The organism is Streptomyces sp. Ag109_O5-10 (genome assembly GCF_900105755.1).
In the GTDB taxonomy this organism is placed as follows: domain Bacteria; phylum Actinomycetota; class Actinomycetes; order Streptomycetales; family Streptomycetaceae; genus Streptomyces.
The window spans coordinates 2,632,478-2,647,842 of the sequence record NZ_FNTQ01000001.1; the positions used below are offsets into that span (position 1 = coordinate 2,632,478).

Annotated in this window: 14 protein-coding genes; 3 read left to right on the plus strand and 11 right to left on the minus strand. The window is 71.8% G+C overall.

Annotation, left to right across the window (positions count from 1 at the left end):
• Positions 1-233: 233 nt before the first annotated feature.
• The 7 genes from truB to rimP all read right to left on the minus strand — a co-directional run bounded on the left by truB (position 234) and on the right by rimP (position 7,537).
• The gene (gene truB, locus BLW82_RS11965) at positions 234-1,139 is read right to left on the minus strand and encodes a tRNA pseudouridine(55) synthase TruB (protein WP_093498771.1); all 906 of its coding nucleotides are present in this window, start codon (positions 1,137-1,139) and stop codon (positions 234-236) included.
• On the minus strand, positions 1,136-1,594 hold the full coding sequence (gene rbfA / locus BLW82_RS11970; RefSeq protein ID WP_093498772.1) for a 30S ribosome-binding factor RbfA: 459 nt from the start codon (positions 1,592-1,594) through the stop codon (positions 1,136-1,138). Before rbfA ends, truB begins: the two co-directional genes overlap by 4 nt.
• Before the next feature lie 46 nt (positions 1,595-1,640).
• Complete coding sequence (locus tag BLW82_RS11975; RefSeq protein WP_046732584.1) at positions 1,641-1,934, minus strand: DUF503 domain-containing protein; 294 nt, start codon at positions 1,932-1,934, stop codon at positions 1,641-1,643.
• A gap of 416 nt (positions 1,935-2,350) precedes the next feature.
• On the minus strand, positions 2,351-5,464 hold the full coding sequence (gene infB / locus BLW82_RS11980) for a translation initiation factor IF-2 (RefSeq protein ID WP_093498773.1): 3,114 nt from the start codon (positions 5,462-5,464) through the stop codon (positions 2,351-2,353).
• Between the two features lie 154 nt (positions 5,465-5,618).
• Positions 5,619-5,888, minus strand: a complete 270-nt coding sequence (locus BLW82_RS11985) for a YlxR family protein (protein WP_093498774.1) — start codon at positions 5,886-5,888, stop codon at positions 5,619-5,621.
• 150 nt (positions 5,889-6,038) lie between these two features.
• Entirely contained in the window at positions 6,039-7,025 is a 987-nt protein-coding gene (gene nusA / locus BLW82_RS11990; protein WP_093498775.1) for a transcription termination factor NusA, read from the minus strand.
• Positions 7,026-7,027: 2 nt separating this feature from the next.
• The gene (gene rimP / locus BLW82_RS11995; protein ID WP_093498776.1) at positions 7,028-7,537 is read right to left on the minus strand and encodes a ribosome maturation factor RimP; all 510 of its coding nucleotides are present in this window, start codon (positions 7,535-7,537) and stop codon (positions 7,028-7,030) included.
• A gap of 260 nt (positions 7,538-7,797) precedes the next feature.
• On the opposite strand from rimP, the gene BLW82_RS12005 reads away from it, so the two are divergent.
• The 3 genes from BLW82_RS12005 to BLW82_RS12015 are packed head-to-tail and all read left to right on the plus strand — an operon-like array spanning position 7,798 to position 9,774.
• A complete protein-coding gene (locus BLW82_RS12005) occupies positions 7,798-8,349 on the plus strand; it encodes a hypothetical protein (protein WP_093508010.1) in 552 nt (183 codons plus the stop codon).
• Positions 8,346-8,846, plus strand: a complete 501-nt coding sequence (locus tag BLW82_RS12010) for a ferritin-like domain-containing protein (protein WP_093498777.1) — start codon at positions 8,346-8,348, stop codon at positions 8,844-8,846. Before BLW82_RS12005 ends, BLW82_RS12010 begins: the two co-directional genes overlap by 4 nt.
• Before the next feature lie 31 nt (positions 8,847-8,877).
• Positions 8,878-9,774 (plus strand): aminoglycoside phosphotransferase family protein, encoded by an 897-nt coding sequence (locus BLW82_RS12015; protein WP_093498778.1) that lies wholly within the window; start codon positions 8,878-8,880, stop codon positions 9,772-9,774.
• Between the two features lie 418 nt (positions 9,775-10,192).
• Here BLW82_RS12015 and BLW82_RS12020 read toward each other — a convergent pair whose 3' ends face one another.
• From BLW82_RS12020 to ispG, 4 genes are all read right to left on the minus strand, one after another.
• The gene (locus BLW82_RS12020; protein ID WP_093498779.1) at positions 10,193-11,899 is read right to left on the minus strand and encodes a proline--tRNA ligase; all 1,707 of its coding nucleotides are present in this window, start codon (positions 11,897-11,899) and stop codon (positions 10,193-10,195) included.
• Between the two features lie 97 nt (positions 11,900-11,996).
• The gene (locus tag BLW82_RS12025) at positions 11,997-12,527 is read right to left on the minus strand and encodes a GNAT family N-acetyltransferase (RefSeq protein ID WP_093498780.1); all 531 of its coding nucleotides are present in this window, start codon (positions 12,525-12,527) and stop codon (positions 11,997-11,999) included.
• 121 nt (positions 12,528-12,648) lie between these two features.
• Complete coding sequence (locus tag BLW82_RS12030) at positions 12,649-13,497, minus strand: GNAT family N-acetyltransferase (protein ID WP_093498781.1); 849 nt, start codon at positions 13,495-13,497, stop codon at positions 12,649-12,651.
• A gap of 684 nt (positions 13,498-14,181) precedes the next feature.
• Positions 14,182-15,339 (minus strand): flavodoxin-dependent (E)-4-hydroxy-3-methylbut-2-enyl-diphosphate synthase, encoded by a 1,158-nt coding sequence (gene ispG / locus BLW82_RS12035; RefSeq protein WP_093498782.1) that lies wholly within the window; start codon positions 15,337-15,339, stop codon positions 14,182-14,184.
• Positions 15,340-15,365: the final 26 nt, after the last annotated feature.

The window sequence follows — 15,365 nt, forward strand, 5'->3', positions numbered from 1 at the left end:
GCCCTTTGTCCCGGGCTGTCTTCGACCGTAGGCGCGAAATGATCAGCGGGACAGAGCAGGCGGTGAACGCGCCCCCCTCCGCTCCCCCGGTTCACTCCGAGCGCCTGCTCGGTCGGGTGAATAGCCCGGGGCGGGTGGATACACCCTAGGGGTGGGGGAACCGAGGGGGGACCGTGGAGCGGCGGCGGCGCCAGACCCCGTGGTCGCCGCTCCACGGGCAGGTTCCGGACGGCTCAGGTGAAGACGGCGAGGCTCTTCGCCTTGCCCTTCTGCTCCTCGACGAGTGCCAGGAAGCGGCCCTCGGGGTCGAACACGGCCACGGGGCCGGTGCCCGCGTACTCGTCGGGCATCTCCAGGCGCACGCCGTTGGTGAGCAGCCGGGCCCGCCGCTCGTCGACGTCCCAGCGGCGGAACGCGGCGCCCGCCGCCTCCGCGATCGGCATCACGGTCAGCTCCTGCTGGAGCTGGTCGAGGGTGCGCGCGGAGTCCAGCTTGTACGGTCCGACGCGGGTGCGGCGCAGCGCGGTGAGGTGGCCGCCGACGCCCAGGTCGGCGCCGAGGTCGCGGGCGAGCGCGCGGATGTAGGTGCCGGAGGAGCAGACGACGGAGACGACCAGGTCGAGGACGGCGGTGCCGTCCTCGGCGACGGCGTCCCGGACGTCGTACACGGCGAACGACGACACGGTCACCGGGCGGGCCGGGATGTCGAAGTCCTCGCCGTCCCGGGCGCGCTTGTACGACCGGACGCCGTCGATCTTGATGGCGCTGACCTTGGACGGGACCTGCATGATGGCGCCGGTCAGCTTGGCGATTCCGGCGTCGACGGCCTCGCGGGTGACCTCGGAGGCGTCGGTGGACGAGGTGATCTCGCCCTCGGCGTCGTCCGTGACCGTGTTCTGCCCGAGGCGGATCGTCCCCAGGTACTCCTTCTCGGTGAGGGCGAGGTGCCCGAGGAGCTTGGTGGCCCGCTCGACGCCGAGGACGAGGACACCCGTGGCCATGGGGTCGAGGGTGCCGGCGTGCCCGACGCGCCGGGTGCGGGCGATGCCCCGCATCTTGGCGACGACGTCGTGCGAGGTGAAGCCCGACGGCTTGTCGACGATGACGAGGCCGTCGGGCGGGGTGGGCTTGCTGGTCATTCGGCGGTGTCGTCCGTCTCGTCGGCGTCGTCCTCGCCCGGCTTCCTGTACGGGTCGGCCTCACCTGCGTAGGCGGCGCCCGCCGAGGCCTCGCGGACCTTCGCGTCGGACTGGCGCGCGCGGTCGAGGAGGTCCTCGATGTTGCGGGCGGTGTCCGGGAGGGCGTCCGCCACGAAGGCGAGGGTGGGCGTGAACTTCACGCCGGCGGCACGGCCGACCTCGGACCGGAGGATGCCCTTGGCACTCTCCAGACCGGCGGCCGCCGCCTTCCGCTCCTCCTCGTCGCCGTACACCGTGTAGAAGACGGTCGCCTCCCTGAGGTCACCCGTGACCCGGGTGTCCGTGATGGTGACGTGGGTGCCGAGCCGCGGGTCCTTGATCCCGCGCTGCAGCTTCTGGGCCACCACCTCTCGGATGAGGTCCGCCAGCCTCTTAGCCCGCGCGTTGTCGGCCACTGGTCCGTCTCCCGTTCTTTCTTCTTGTCGTTCTCAGGTCTCAGGTCTAGTCGTCGTCGCCGTGGAAGCGCCGTCTGACGGACAGCAGTTCCACCTCGGGGCGGCCGGCGACCAGCCGTTCGCACCGGTCGAGTACGTCGGTGAGGTGCGCGGCGTCGCCGGAGACCATGGCGAGGCCGATGCCGGCCCTGCGGTGAAGGTCCAGGTGGTCCACCTCGGCCGCGCTCACGGCGTACTTCCGCTGGAGCTCGGCGACGATCGGGCGGACGACGGAGCGCTTCTCCTTGAGCGAGTGGATGTCGCCGAGGAGGAGGTCGAAGGACAGGGTCCCCACGTACATGTATGTATCCGGTTAACCCGCCGGTACGGGATCGATGGCCCTGTCAGGAACGGTACCCCGTCCCTGCCGGGGGCTCGACCGACTTTCCCCAGCCGTCACGGGGCGCTGCCCCGGACCCCGGGAGCCTCCCGCCCCCTCACCCGACCGGGTCCGCTGGAGAGGCGCCGCCACGGGGCTCCGCCCCGGACCCCGGCCCCGCCCACCCACCACTCGACTCGGTGAGCGGAAAAGGTACCCCCTAGGGCGGTACCTGTTCGCCAAACCGAGACGGTTCCTTCTGGCCGACCGAACCGAGTCGGGTGGTGGGTGGGCGGAGGCCCGGAGTCCGGGGCGGAGCCCCGTGGCGGGCGTCTCCCGGCGGGAAACGTGCCGGCCGACGGTACCGAAGTCCCGTCGGCCGGCCCCAACCGTGGGCGTTACACCCGCGGCTTCTCGCGCATCTCGTACGTCGCGATGACGTCGTCGATCTTGATGTCGTTGAAGTTTCCGAGGTTGATACCACCCTCGTAGCCTTCGCGGATCTCGGTGACGTCGTCCTTGAAGCGGCGCAGGCCCTCGATGTTGAGGTTCTCCGCGATGACCTTGCCGTCGCGGACGAGGCGGGCCTTCGTGTTGCGCTTGACCTCGCCCGAGCGGATGAGGACACCGGCGATGTTGCCCAGCTTGGACGACTTGAAGACCTCGCGGATCTCCGCCGTACCGAGCTCGACCTCCTCGAACTCCGGCTTGAGCATGCCCTTGAGGGCCGCCTCGATCTCCTCGATCGCCTGGTAGATGACCGAGTAGTACCGGACGTCCACGCCCTCGCGCTCGGCCATCTGCGCCGCGCGGCCGGCCGCGCGGACGTTGAAGCCGATCACGATGGCGTCCGAGCCCATCGCCAGGTCGATGTCGGACTCCGTGACCGCACCGACGCCGCGGTGCAGGACGCGGATGTCGACCTCTTCGCCGACGTCCAGCTGGAGCAGGGAGGACTCCAGGGCCTCGACGGAACCAGAAGCGTCACCCTTGATGATGAGGTTGAGCTGCTGGACCTCGCCGGCCTTGAGCACCTTGTCCAGGTCCTCGAGGGAGACGCGGCGCGTCCGCTTCGCGAAGGCCGCGTTGCGCTCGCGGGCGGCACGCTTCTCGGCGATCTGGCGGGCCGTACGGTCCTCCTCGACCACGAGGAAGTTGTCACCGGCGCCCGGGACGTTGGTCAGACCCAGGACCTGGACCGGCGTGGAGGGGCCGGCCTCGGCGACGTTGTTGCCGTTGTCGTCGAGCATGGCGCGGACGCGACCGTAGGCGTCGCCCACGACCATCGTGTCGCCGACCCGCAGGGTGCCTCGCTGGACGAGGACCGTCGCCACGGCACCGCGGCCGCGGTCGAGACGGGACTCGATGGAAATACCCTGCGCGTCCTGGTGCGGGTTGGCCCGCAGGTCGAGCGAGGCGTCCGCGGTGAGGACCACGGCCTCCAGCAGCGAGTCGATGTGCAGACCCTGCTTGGCGGAGATGTCGACGAACATGGTGTCGCCGCCGTACTCCTCGGCCACCAGGCCGTACTCGGTCAGCTGACCGCGCACCTTGGTCGGGTCGGCGCCCTCGACGTCGATCTTGTTGACCGCGACGACGATCGGGACGTCGGCCGCCTTCGCGTGGTTGAGCGCCTCGACCGTCTGCGGCATGACGCCGTCGTTGGCCGCGACGACCAGGATCGCGATGTCGGTCGACTTCGCACCACGGGCACGCATGGCGGTGAACGCCTCGTGACCCGGGGTGTCGATGAAGGTGATCTTGCGCTCTTCGTCGTTGACCTCGGTCGAGACCTGGTAGGCACCGATGTGCTGGGTGATGCCGCCGGCCTCGCCCGCGATGACGTTCGTCTTGCGGATGGCGTCGAGCAGTCGGGTCTTGCCGTGGTCGACGTGACCCATGACGGTGACGACCGGCGGGCGGACCACCAGGTCCTCCTCGTCGCCCTCGTCCTCGCCGAACTCGATGTCGAAGGACTCGAGAAGCTCGCGGTCCTCCTCCTCCGGGCTGACGATCTGAACCTGGTAGTTCATCTCGCCGGCGAGGAGCTGCAGGGTCTCGTCGGAGACGGACTGCGTGGCCGTGACCATCTCGCCCAGGTTCATCATCACCGCGACGAGCGACGCCGGGTTGGCGTTGATCTTCTCGGCGAAGTCGGTGAGGGAGGCACCGCGCGACAGGCGAATGGTCTCGCCGTTGCCGCGAGGCAGCATCACGCCGCCGACGCTCGGGGCCTGCATGGCCTCATACTCCTGGCGCCTCTGCCGCTTCGACTTGCGACCACGACGCGCGGGACCACCGGGACGACCGAAGGCGCCCTGCGTGCCACCACGGCCACCGGGGCCGCCGGGACGACCGCCGAAGCCGGGACGACCGCCGCCACCGCCGCCGGGACCGCCGCCGAAGCCGCCGCCACCGCCGGGAGCACCGCCGGGACGGCCGGCGAAGCCGCCGCCACCACCCGGACGGGCGCCACCGCCGCCACCGGGACGACCGGCGAAGCCGCCGCCGCCACCGGGACGACCGGCGCCGCCGGGACGACCCGCACCGCCGGGACCGCGACCGCCGCCACCGGGGCCGGGACGCGGGCCGGCAGCGGGACGCTGCGGCATCATGCCGGGGTTCGGACGCGGGCCCGCGGAGCCGCCGCCGGGACGCGGACCGCCCTGCGGACGGGGCATGCCGGACGGGCTCGGGCGGGAACCACCGGGAGCCTGGGGACGCGGACCGCCGCCCTGGGCGCCGGGCGCCTGGGGACGGGGACCCGCGCCGGGGGCACCGGGGCCACCGGGGCGAGCACCGCCCTGCGGGCGCGGGGCCTGCGGGCGGGCCATGCCGGTGGAGCCACCGGACGTGAAGGGGTTGTTACCGGGGCGCGGACCGGCCGGACGGGCACCGCCCGGACGCGGCGCCTGGCCACCGGGACGCGGCGCGCCCTGACCGGGACGGGCGTCGCGCTGGCCGGGAGCCGGACGGCCACCGGGACGCGGGGCACCCTGGTTCGGACGGGGACCGGCGCCCTGCGGACGCTGACCCTGCGCGGCGGCCGGGCTCTGCGCCGCGGCGGCCGGAGGCGCCGGCGGGGCGGTGAACTCGGGCGCGGCCGGAGCCGGACGCGGCGCGGGCTTCGGGCCCGGGACGGGACGCGAGCCGGAGGCGGCCGGCGCCGGGGTGACCGGGGCCGGAGCCGGGGTCACCGGCGCCTGCGGAGCCGCGGGGGCCGCCGGGGCCTGAGCCTGCGGCTGCGGGGCGGCCGGACGCGGGGCGCCGGGCTTGGGGGCAGCCGAACGTGCCGCCTGCGCCGGAGAGGGCGCAGCGGGCCTGGGGGCTGCCTTGCGCGGGGCGGACTTGCCGCCGCCCTGGAACGCGTCGGTCAGCTTGCGTACTACGGGCGCCTCGATCGTCGAGGACGCCGAACGGACGAATTCACCGAGTTCCTGGAGCTTGGCCATGACGACCTTGCTCTCAACCCCGAACTCCTTGGCGAGTTCGTATACCCGGACCTTAGCCACTTCGCTCCTTTTAGGTCCGGGTGCGTCCGGACCGTCGCTACTTCATGGGCGTACTCATCGCGTGCTCATCGAGTGCTCATCGCAATCTCGACCTACTTCCAACTCGCGGGGTACCAGAGCCGCACGGAGGTTCCGAACGACGCTTCTTACGGTGTTACTGCTCGACGTACCGGCGCAACGCCTTTACGTCCAGCGGACCCGGGGCACGCAGCGCCCGCGGGAGTGCCCGGCGGCGTACCGCCTGGTCCAGACAGACCTGGACGGGGTGTACATATGCACCCCGGCCGGGCAGCGTACCGCGAGGATCGGGGACGCATTCGTCCTCGACCGCCACGATCCGCAGCAGTTCGGTCTTGGCCGCTCGCTGCCTGCACCCCACACAGGTGCGCTCAGGGCATGCACGGGCATGCGTCCGGCCAGACACAGCTAAGTCTACCTCCCCGAACCGACCTCACCCCTTCGGGGCAAAGATCGAACGCCCGTTGTCGTAATCCAAGCGACCTGCGGCTTGGAACTATTCCCCTCGTCCGAGTGAATCCCGGCGGGCCCCCACCGGGAACCCGCCAGGGGGGATCTACTCGGACGCCTGTTCGGTGTCCGGGCGGATGTCGATGCGCCAGCCGGTGAGCCGGGCGGCGAGCCGGGCGTTCTGCCCCTCTTTGCCGATCGCCAGCGACAGCTGGTAGTCCGGCACGGTCACCCGGGCGGACCGGGACGCCAGGTCCACGACCTCGACCTTGGAGACACGGGCCGGGGACAGCGCGTTCGCCACCATCTCGGCCGGGTCGTCCGACCAGTCGACGATGTCGATCTTCTCGCCGTTCAGCTCGCCCATGACGTTGCGGACCCGGCCGCCCATGGGGCCGATGCAGGCGCCCTTGGCGTTCAGGCCCGAACGGGTGGAACGGACCGCGATCTTCGTACGGTGGCCGGCCTCACGGGCGATGGCGGAGATCTCGACGGATCCGTCGGCGATCTCCGGCACCTCCAGCGCGAAGAGCTTCTTCACGAGGTTCGGATGGGTGCGGGAGAGCGTGACGGAGGGACCGCGGACGCCCTTCGCCACCCGTACGACGTACGACCTCAGTCGCATCCCGTGTGGGTAGGTCTCGCCGGGGACCTGCTCCTGCACCGGCAGGATGGCCTCCAGCTTGCCGATGTCGACGAGCACGTTCTTCGGGTCGCGGCCCTGCTGGACCACGCCGGTGACGATGTCGCCCTCGCGGCCCGCGTACTCGCCGAGCGTGGCGTCGTCCTCGGCGTCGCGCAGCCGCTGCAGGATCACCTGCTTGGCGGTGGTGGCGGCGATCCGCCCGAAGTCCGACGGGGTGTCGTCGAACTCGCGCGCCTCCTGCCCCTCCTCCAGGTCCTCGGGGTCCTCCTTCGCCCACACGGTCACGTGCCCGGTGTTCCGGTCGAGCACCACGCGCGCGTGGCGGCGGCTTCCCTCGGTGCGGTGGTAGGCGATGAGGAGGGCCGACTCGATCGCCTCGACCAGCAGGTCGAAGGAGATCTCCTTCTCCCGAACCAAGCCCCGCAGGGCGCTCATGTCGATGTCCACGGCTACGCCTCCTCCTCTTCCGTCATGTCCTTCTTGTCCTTGCGGTTGAACTCGACCTGCACCCGCGCCTTGTCGATGTCGCCGAACGCGAGTCTGCGGGCGGTGGCCTTGCGGCCCTTGACGCCGGGCACCTCCAGTTCGAGGCCCTCGTCGTCGACGTCCAGGATTCTGGCGACCAGTTCCCCGCCCTCGGCCAGCTGGAATCTGACCAGGCGGTCCACTGCGCGCAGGTAGTGCCGGTGCTCCGTGAGCCGGCGCTCCGCGCCGGGGGTGCCGACCTCCAGGGTGTACTCCCCCTCGCCCATCGCGTCCGTCTCGTCGAGCTTCGCCGAGAGCTCACGGCTCACATCGGCGATCTGGTCCAGGTCCGCCCCGGTGTCGGAGTCGACGACGACGCGCAGCACACGCTTGCGTCCGACGGAGTCCACGGCGATCTCTTCGAGATCCAGTCCCTGGGAGGTGACGAGCGGTTCCAGGAGCTCTCGCAGCCTCTCGCTCTGGGTGGTGCTCATCCGGGTGACTCCTCGGCCGCGTGTGCTGTTGTGGGATGGGTCGCGTGTCTGGTCAAAGGGTATCGGGTCGTGGGGGGTGTTGCGTCCGGGTGGGCGCGGCGGCGGGACCGGACGCCCTGGGGGTCGGCGGTGCTGAGGTTGCCGGCCGGGTGTGGGCAGAGGGGGGCTTGTCGCGCAGTTCCCCGCGCCCCTTGAGTTGGCTGTCGAGCCGGTGACATGAGTTCGAGGGGCGCACGGGTAACGTGATCACGGTCGGGTGCATGTCCGGCCGTGTGTTCGTACGAACCCCCTTGAGGACGTCTGCCGTGTCGTTCCCCTCGCTGTTGCGCAGAAGGAGCCTGATCGTTTCGGTGGCATCGGCTGCCGTGCTGACGGGCTGCTCCTCCGGTTCGGACACCGCCGGGAGCGGTGGGAGTACATCGGTGTGCGCGCGGGCACGCGCGCGTGCGGCGCGGGACAGCCGGGGGCTGTTGCGGCAGTACGACGCCGTCCTCGCCGTTCATCCCGCGCTCGCGGAGCGGTTGCGGCCGTTGCGGGCGGAGGTGGCGGCGCACGCCGCGGCGTTCGAGGAGGGCACGGCCTCCCCCAAGGCGACGGGCTCCCCCTCGCCCACGGCGTCCCCGTCGGCCTCGCCGACCGTGCCCGCCGACGAGAAGTCCGCGCTCGCCTCGCTGGCCGCCGCCGAACGGAGCCTCGCCGACCAGCGGGCCAGGGCGCTGCTGGACGTGCCGGGCGAGCTCGCCCGGCTGCTGGCCGGCGTGGCGGCGGCCGGGGCCGGGCACGCGTATCTGCTGACGAAGGGTGACCGGTGAGCGACGAGGCGGAGGAGGGCGTCCTCAAGGCGCTCCAGGCGGCACTGGCGGCCGAACACGCGGCGGTCTACGGCTACGGCGTCGTCGGCGGCCGGATCGGCGGGCAGCGGTTGGCCGAGGCACGCTCGGCGTACGACGCGCACCGGGCCGGCCGGGACGCACTGGTCCGTGAGGTACGGGACCTGGGCGGTGCGCCCGTCGCCGCGAGCGCCGCGTACGCGCTGCCGTTCGCCGTCACGGACACCGCCACGGCCGTACGGCTCGCGGCCGAGCTGGAGGCGCGGGTGGCCGACGTGTACTCCGACCTGGTCCGGGCTTCCTCCGGGGAGCGGCGCGGTTCGGCGGCGGCCGCGCTGCGCGAGGCCGCGGTGCGGGCCGTGCGCTGGAGCGGGGAGAGCGTAGCCTTCCCTGGGCTCGCCGAACGGGCGGGTTCCGGAGCGGCGGCCGGCGGGTCGGCCTCGCCCTCGCCCCCGCTGTCTGCCTCGGCCACCCCCTAGAGACCTGGAACAGGAAAGGAACGACTCGCGTATGGCTTTCGAACCGCCGAGGCGCCTGGTGAGGGCGCTCGGTGAGACGGCGCCGGACGGTGACGAGTGGCTGGAGAAGCTGCCGGCTTCGGTGGAACAGGCCGTCGCGCAACGCGAGTTGACCGTGGAGCGGGTGCAGGTGCCGGGCGGCCGCAGCAGTGTGGTGCTGCTGGTGCGGCGGGCGGACGACACGCCTGCCGTGCTGAAACTGGCGCCGCGGCGGGCCCGGCCGGAGAGCGAGGCGGCGGCGCTGGCGCACTGGGGCGGGCTCGGTGCGGTGCAGGTGCTGGAGGCCGACGGGCCGGCGGGGGTGCTGCTGCTTGAGCGGCTGCATCCCGAGGTGTCGGTGCGGTCGCTCCCCGAGGCGAAGGCGCTGCTGGAGGCGGCGGGGACACTCCGGCGGCTCTGGGTGCCGCCACCGCGGGAGCACGTCTTCGAGACCGTGGCCGAGCGGACGGGACGGCAGGCCGCGGCGATGGCCGCGGCGGCCGGTGACGCCGAGGTGGCACCGTTGGTGGCGGCGGCGCTCGCGGCCCGGGAGGAGTTGCTGACCGCGCCGCCCGAACAACGCCTGCTGCACGGCACGTTGCGGCAGAGCAAGGTGCTGGCCGGGGAGCGGATGCCGTGGCTGGCGGTGGGGCCGGATCCGGTGGTCGGGGAGTGCGCGTTCGATCTGGCGCGGCTGGTGCGGGACCGGGTGGAGGATCTCATCGCGTCGTCCTCCGGGGCGTCCACCACCCGGCGGCGGATCAAGCGGCTCGCGGAGTCCCTGGAGGTCGACCAGGAGCGGCTGCGGGGGTGGACGCTGTTCCGGGCGGTGGAGTCGGGTGTGCGGGCGCTTCGCGTGGGGCGGCCGAAGGATGCGGAGCTGTTGCTTGAATTCGCCGGGTGGGTCTGACGTTCTCGGGTGCGGGTCCGGCGGGGGCTGGTCACGTCGTTCCCCGCGCCCCTGAAGGGGCGCTCAGCCCTCCCTCGGTCCGAGCGCCAGGACCGGACAGCCGGCCGCCGCTCTCCGGGCTCGCGTGGGGCGTCGAGTTCCGTCGCGAACGTCGTGCGGGCGCTGCGGACCAGGCCGACGGCACCGGTGGCGTGCTTGGCGTACGAGAGGGTTTCGGTGGTCACGCCGCCGCCTCCAGGGCCGGGAGCGGGGCGGGCCCGGCCGGGCATGGGGACGACGGTGCCGTGGGCAGGCCGAGGCTGGTCAGCCGGCGTGCCGCGCCCGCGCCCTTGACCGGGGCCGCCGTGGTCGCCGCGTCCTGAAACGCCGCAGCGGCCCCCGGCGTGGCACCGGGGGCCGCTGCGGCGGGAGTGGGGGCTCAGCTGGCGGTCAGGCGGGCGATCGCCTCGTCCACCGTGAGCTCCTCGCGCTCGCCCGTCCTGCGGTCCTTGAGCTCCAGGACGCCCTCGCCGGAGCGGCGGCCGGCGACCAGGATCTGCGGTACGCCGATGAGCTCGGAGTCGGTGAACTTCACGCCCGGGGAGACCCCGGCCCGGTCGTCGACCAGGACGCGCAGCCCGGCCGCCCGCAGCTTCTCCGAGACGTCCAGGGCGAGTTCGGTCTGCAGTGCCTTGCCGGCCGCCACGACGTGCACGTCGGCCGGGGCCACCTCACGCGACCAGACCAGGCCCTTGTCGTCGGCGGTCTGCTCGGCGAGGGCGGCGACGGCGCGGGAGACACCGATGCCGTAGGAGCCCATGGTCACGCGGACCGGCTTGCCGTTCTGGCCGAGGACGTCGAGCTTGAGGGCGTTGGTGTACTTCTGGCCCAGCTGGAAGATGTGGCCGATCTCGATGGCGCGGTCCAGCTTCAGGCCGGTGCCGCACTTCGGGCAGGGGTCGCCCTCCAGCACGACCACGACGTCCACGTACTCGTCGACGGTGAAGTCACGGTCCGCCACGACGTTCTTGGCGTGCGTGCCCTCCTTGTTGGCGCCGGTGATCCAGGCCGTGCCGGGGGCGATGCGCGGGTCGGCGATGTACTTGACCTTCTCGCCCAGTCCCTGCGGGCCGACGTAGCCGCGGACCAGGTCGGGGCGGCCGGCGAAGTCGGACTCGGTGACCAGCTCGACGGCGGCCGGGGCGAAGTGCTCCTCGACCTTGCCCAGGTCGACCTCGCGGTCGCCGGGCACGCCGACAGCCACGATCTCGCCGTCGACCTTCACCAGCAGGTTCTTCAGGGTGGCGGAGGCCGGGACGCCGAGGTGCGCGGCGAGGGTCTCGATGGTCGGGGTGTCCGGGGTCGGGATCTCCTCGAGCGCGGGCACGCCGGAGGCGTCGACCGGCTTCAGCGGGTACGAGATCGCCTCGGTGTTGGCCGCGAAGTCGCAGTTCGGGCAGTCGGCGAAGGTGTCCTCGCCGGCCTCGGCCGGGGCCAGGAACTCCTCCGACTTCGAACCGCCCATCGCGCCCGCGGTGGCGGCGACGATGCGGTAGTCGAGGCCGAGGCGCTCGAAGATCCGCCGGTAGGCCTCGCGGTGCAGGGCGTACGACTTGGCGAGGCCGTCCTCGTCCAGGTCGAAGGAGTAGGAGTCCTTCATCAGGAACTCGCGGCCGCGCAGGATGCCGGCGCGCGGACGGGCCTCGTCCCGGTACTTGTTCTGGATCTGGTAGAGGATGACCGGCAGGTCCTTGTACGAGGACGCCTGGTCCTTCACCAGCAGGGTGAAGATCTCCTCGTGGGTCGGGCCGAGGAGGTAGTCGCCGCCCTTGCGGTCCTGGAGGCGGAACAGCTCCTGCCCGTACTCGTTCCAGCGGCCGGTCGCCTCGTACGGCTCCCGGGGCAGGAGGGCCGGCAGCAGCACCTCCTGCGCGCCGATCGCGTCCATCTCCTCGCGGACGATCCGCTCGATGTTCGACAGCACCTTCAGGCCGAGCGGCAGCCAGGACCAGATGCCGGCAGCGGTGCGGCGGACGTAGCCCGCGCGGACAAGGAGCTTGTGGCTGAGGACCTCGGCGTCCGCCGGGTCGTCACGCAGCGTCTTCGCCATCAACTGGGACATGCGTTGGACCGGTGCGTTCGCCATGGTTCTCGTACTCCTGCCGGAAAAGGGTGATGGCTAGGAGGTTAGCCGGGCACGCTGTGCCGGTGGAAATCGGTTAACGACGACGGGCTACCGCGGGCTACTTGCGGCGGAGCGGGAGGGGCGCGCCCATCACGGCGTACGGCTTCGGGGCGCTGGGGAAATGCACCTGGCGGGCGAGGTCGACGTAGCCGAGGGAGTGGTAGAGGCCGCGGGCCGGGCTGTCGGTGTCGATCGCGGAGAGGATCGAGCGGGGCTCGGCGGCGCCGTCGGTGATGAGCGTGATCAGGCGGCGGCCGACGCCGCGGTTCTGGTGGCGGGGGTGCACGTGCAGCTCGGTGATCACGAAGGAGTCGTCGAGCCAGTCGGCGTTGCCCTGGGCACGGAGGTAGGGCTCCACGACGGTGGACCACCAGTGGGTGCGGGAGTTCGGCATGCCGTAGACGAACCCCACGAGGCGGCCTCCCTCCGTGGCGCCGAGGGCCCTGGCCCCCGGGTACTGCATGTGGCGGAGGACGATCTGGCGGCGGACCGCCACCTCGTCGGGGCCGAGGCCGAACGCGACTGCCTGGACTGCGAGGGCCTCGTCGACGTGGGAGGGGAGGTCCAGGGGGCCGATCACGAGGGACATGGGGGGAGGGTACAGGGGGCGGAGAGCAGTCGTCCGGGTGCGGGCGCGTTGTGGCTGGTCGCGCGGTTCCCCGCGCCTCTTCGGGGGGCGTTGCCTCCGGCGCCTGTCAGGAAGAGAACCGTCAGAACAGCACGCTCATGAACGCGCCGACCTCTTGGAAACCCACCCGCAGATAGGTCCGCCTGGCCGCCGTGTTGAAGTCGTTGACGTAGAGACTCACCACAGGCGCGACGTCGGCCAGGGCGTAGCGCAGGACGGCCGCCATGCCGGGGGCCGCCAGGCCCATGCCTCGGTACTCGGGGGCGACCCACACGCCCTGGATCTGGCAGGCCTGGGCCGTGGCCGCGCCGATCTCCGCCTTGAAGACGACCTTGCCGTTGTCGTCTATCCGGGCGAACGAGCGGCCTGCGCCGACGAGTTCGGCGACCCTCGCCTGGTAGAGGAGGCCGCCGTCGCCGGCCAGCGGGGAGACGCCCACCTCTTCCGTGAACATCGCCACGCACGCCGGCATGATCGTCTCCATCTCGTCCTTGCGGATGCGGCGGACGTACGGATCCGGGGCGATGTCGGCGGGCATGTGGTCGGTGACCATCAGGGGCTGGTGGCCGCGCACCTCGCGGGCGGGGCCCCAGTGCGGTTCCAGGAGGCGCCACAACTGGGCGGTGGCCTCGGCGGGGCCGACGATCGAGGAGCAGCGGCGGCCTGCCCGGCGAGCCCGGTCGGCGAAGGCACGGACCGCGCGGGGGGTGGCGCAGATCGGGACCAGGTTGGCGCCGGCGTAGCAGAGGGACGTGAGCATGCCGTCCTCGTACCAGCCCCACATCTCGCCGCCGAGGCGCCAGGGGTCGAGTCCTGCCACTTGGACACGCGAGGTCACGAAGGCGTTCACGACCGGCTCGCGGTCCAGTACGGCGAGCGCGGCGTCCAGGTCACTCGGTTCGAGCACCCGTGAGGTGGTCTGCGTCAACACGTGCGGGGCCTCACGCTGATGGGTTCTGCTGATCTCCGCACTGTACCTGCGGAAGCTCAGCCGTGCCGCCCCGCCTGCTGTGAAGTGGCCGCTACCTGCACTTCCGTCCCTGGGGGCTGCCGCCCCCAGCCCCCCGCTCCGGCCTCCGGCCGCGTCCTCAAACGCCGGACGGGCTGAACGACCAGCCTCTCCGGCCTTTCAAGGGCGCGGTCTGAGAAGTCGGCCCCTCGAGCGTTCGAGGACGCAGCCGGAAAAGTCAGCACTCCGGCGCTCGAGGACCGAGCACGAAACGCCAGCACTCCAGCACCCGAGGACGGGACCCGAAAAGTCAGCCCCTCCGGCACCCGAGGACCGAGCACGAAACGCCAGCACTCCAGCACCCGAGGACGGCGCCGGAAACGCCAGCACTCCGGCGCTCGAGGACGGAGCCCGAAAAGTCAGCCCCTCCGGCACCCGAGGACCGAGCACGAAACGCCAGCACTCCAGCACCCGAGGACGGCGCCGGAAACGCCAGCACTCCGGCGCTCGAGGACGGAGCCCGAAAAGTCAGCCCCTCCGGCGTTTGAGGAGCGGGGTCCAGGGGCGGAGCCCCTGGGTGGGGGTGTCAGGGGCCCGAGCCTCTTGAGGATGGGACGGGTAGGGGCGGCGGGGGCGAGAAAACTCGACCGCCGCCCGAAGACGGCCTCAGCCCGCCACCGACACCGACGGCTCCCCCGACTCCGTGCCGTCCGCCTCCATCTGCTCGGCCAGCTTCATGGCCTCCTCGATGAGGGTCTCGACGATCTTCGACTCGGGGACCGTCTTGATGACCTCGCCCTTGACGAAGATCTGCCCCTTGCCGTTGCCGGAGGCCACGCCGAGGTCGGCCTCACGGGCCTCACCGGGGCCGTTGACCACGCAGCCCATGACGGCGACGCGGAGCGGGACCTCCATGCCGGTGAGGCCCGCGGTGACCTCTTCGGCGAGCTTGTAGACGTCGACCTGGGCCCGGCCGCACGACGGGCAGGAGACGATCTCCAGACCGCGCTGCCTGAGGTTGAGGGACTCCAGGATCTGGTTGCCGACCTTGACCTCCTCGACGGGAGGCGCGGAGAGGGAGACGCGGATCGTGTCGCCGATGCCCTGGGAGAGGAGGGCGCCGAAGGCGACGGCCGACTTGATCGTGCCCTGGAACGCCGGGCCAGCCTCGGTGACGCCGAGGTGCAGCGGGTAGTCGCACTGGGCGGCGAGCTGCCGGTACGCCTCGATCATCACGACCGGGTCGTTGTGCTTGACCGAGATCTTGATGTCCCGGAAGTCGTGCTCCTCGAAGAGGGACGCCTCCCACAGGGCCGACTCGACCAGGGCCTCGGGGGTCGCCTTGCCGTACTTCTGGAGCAGCCGGCGGTCCAGGGAACCGGCGTTGACGCCGATCCGGATCGGGGTGCCGTGGTCCTTGGCGGCCGCCGCGATCTCCTTGACCTTGTCGTCGAACTGCTTGATGTTGCCGGGGTTGACGCGGACGGCGGCACAGCCGGCCTCGATCGCGGCGAAGACGTACTTCGGCTGGAAGTGGATGTCCGCGATGACCGGGATCTGCGACTTCTTGGCGATCGTCGCCAGGGCGTCCGCGTCGTCCTGCGTCGGGCAGGCCACCCGCACGATCTGGCAGCCGGACGCCGTCAGCTCGGCGATCTGCTGGAGGGTGGCGCCGATGTCGGACGTACGGGTCGTGGTCATCGACTGGACCGAGACCGGGGCGTCCCCGCCGACCGCCACGGAGCCGACCTGGATCTGCCGGCTCTTCCGGCGCTCGGCGAGCTTGGTCGGAACGGACGGCATGCCGAGAGAAATCGCAGTCATCTGCTGTGCAACCCCAAGTCGTGGAT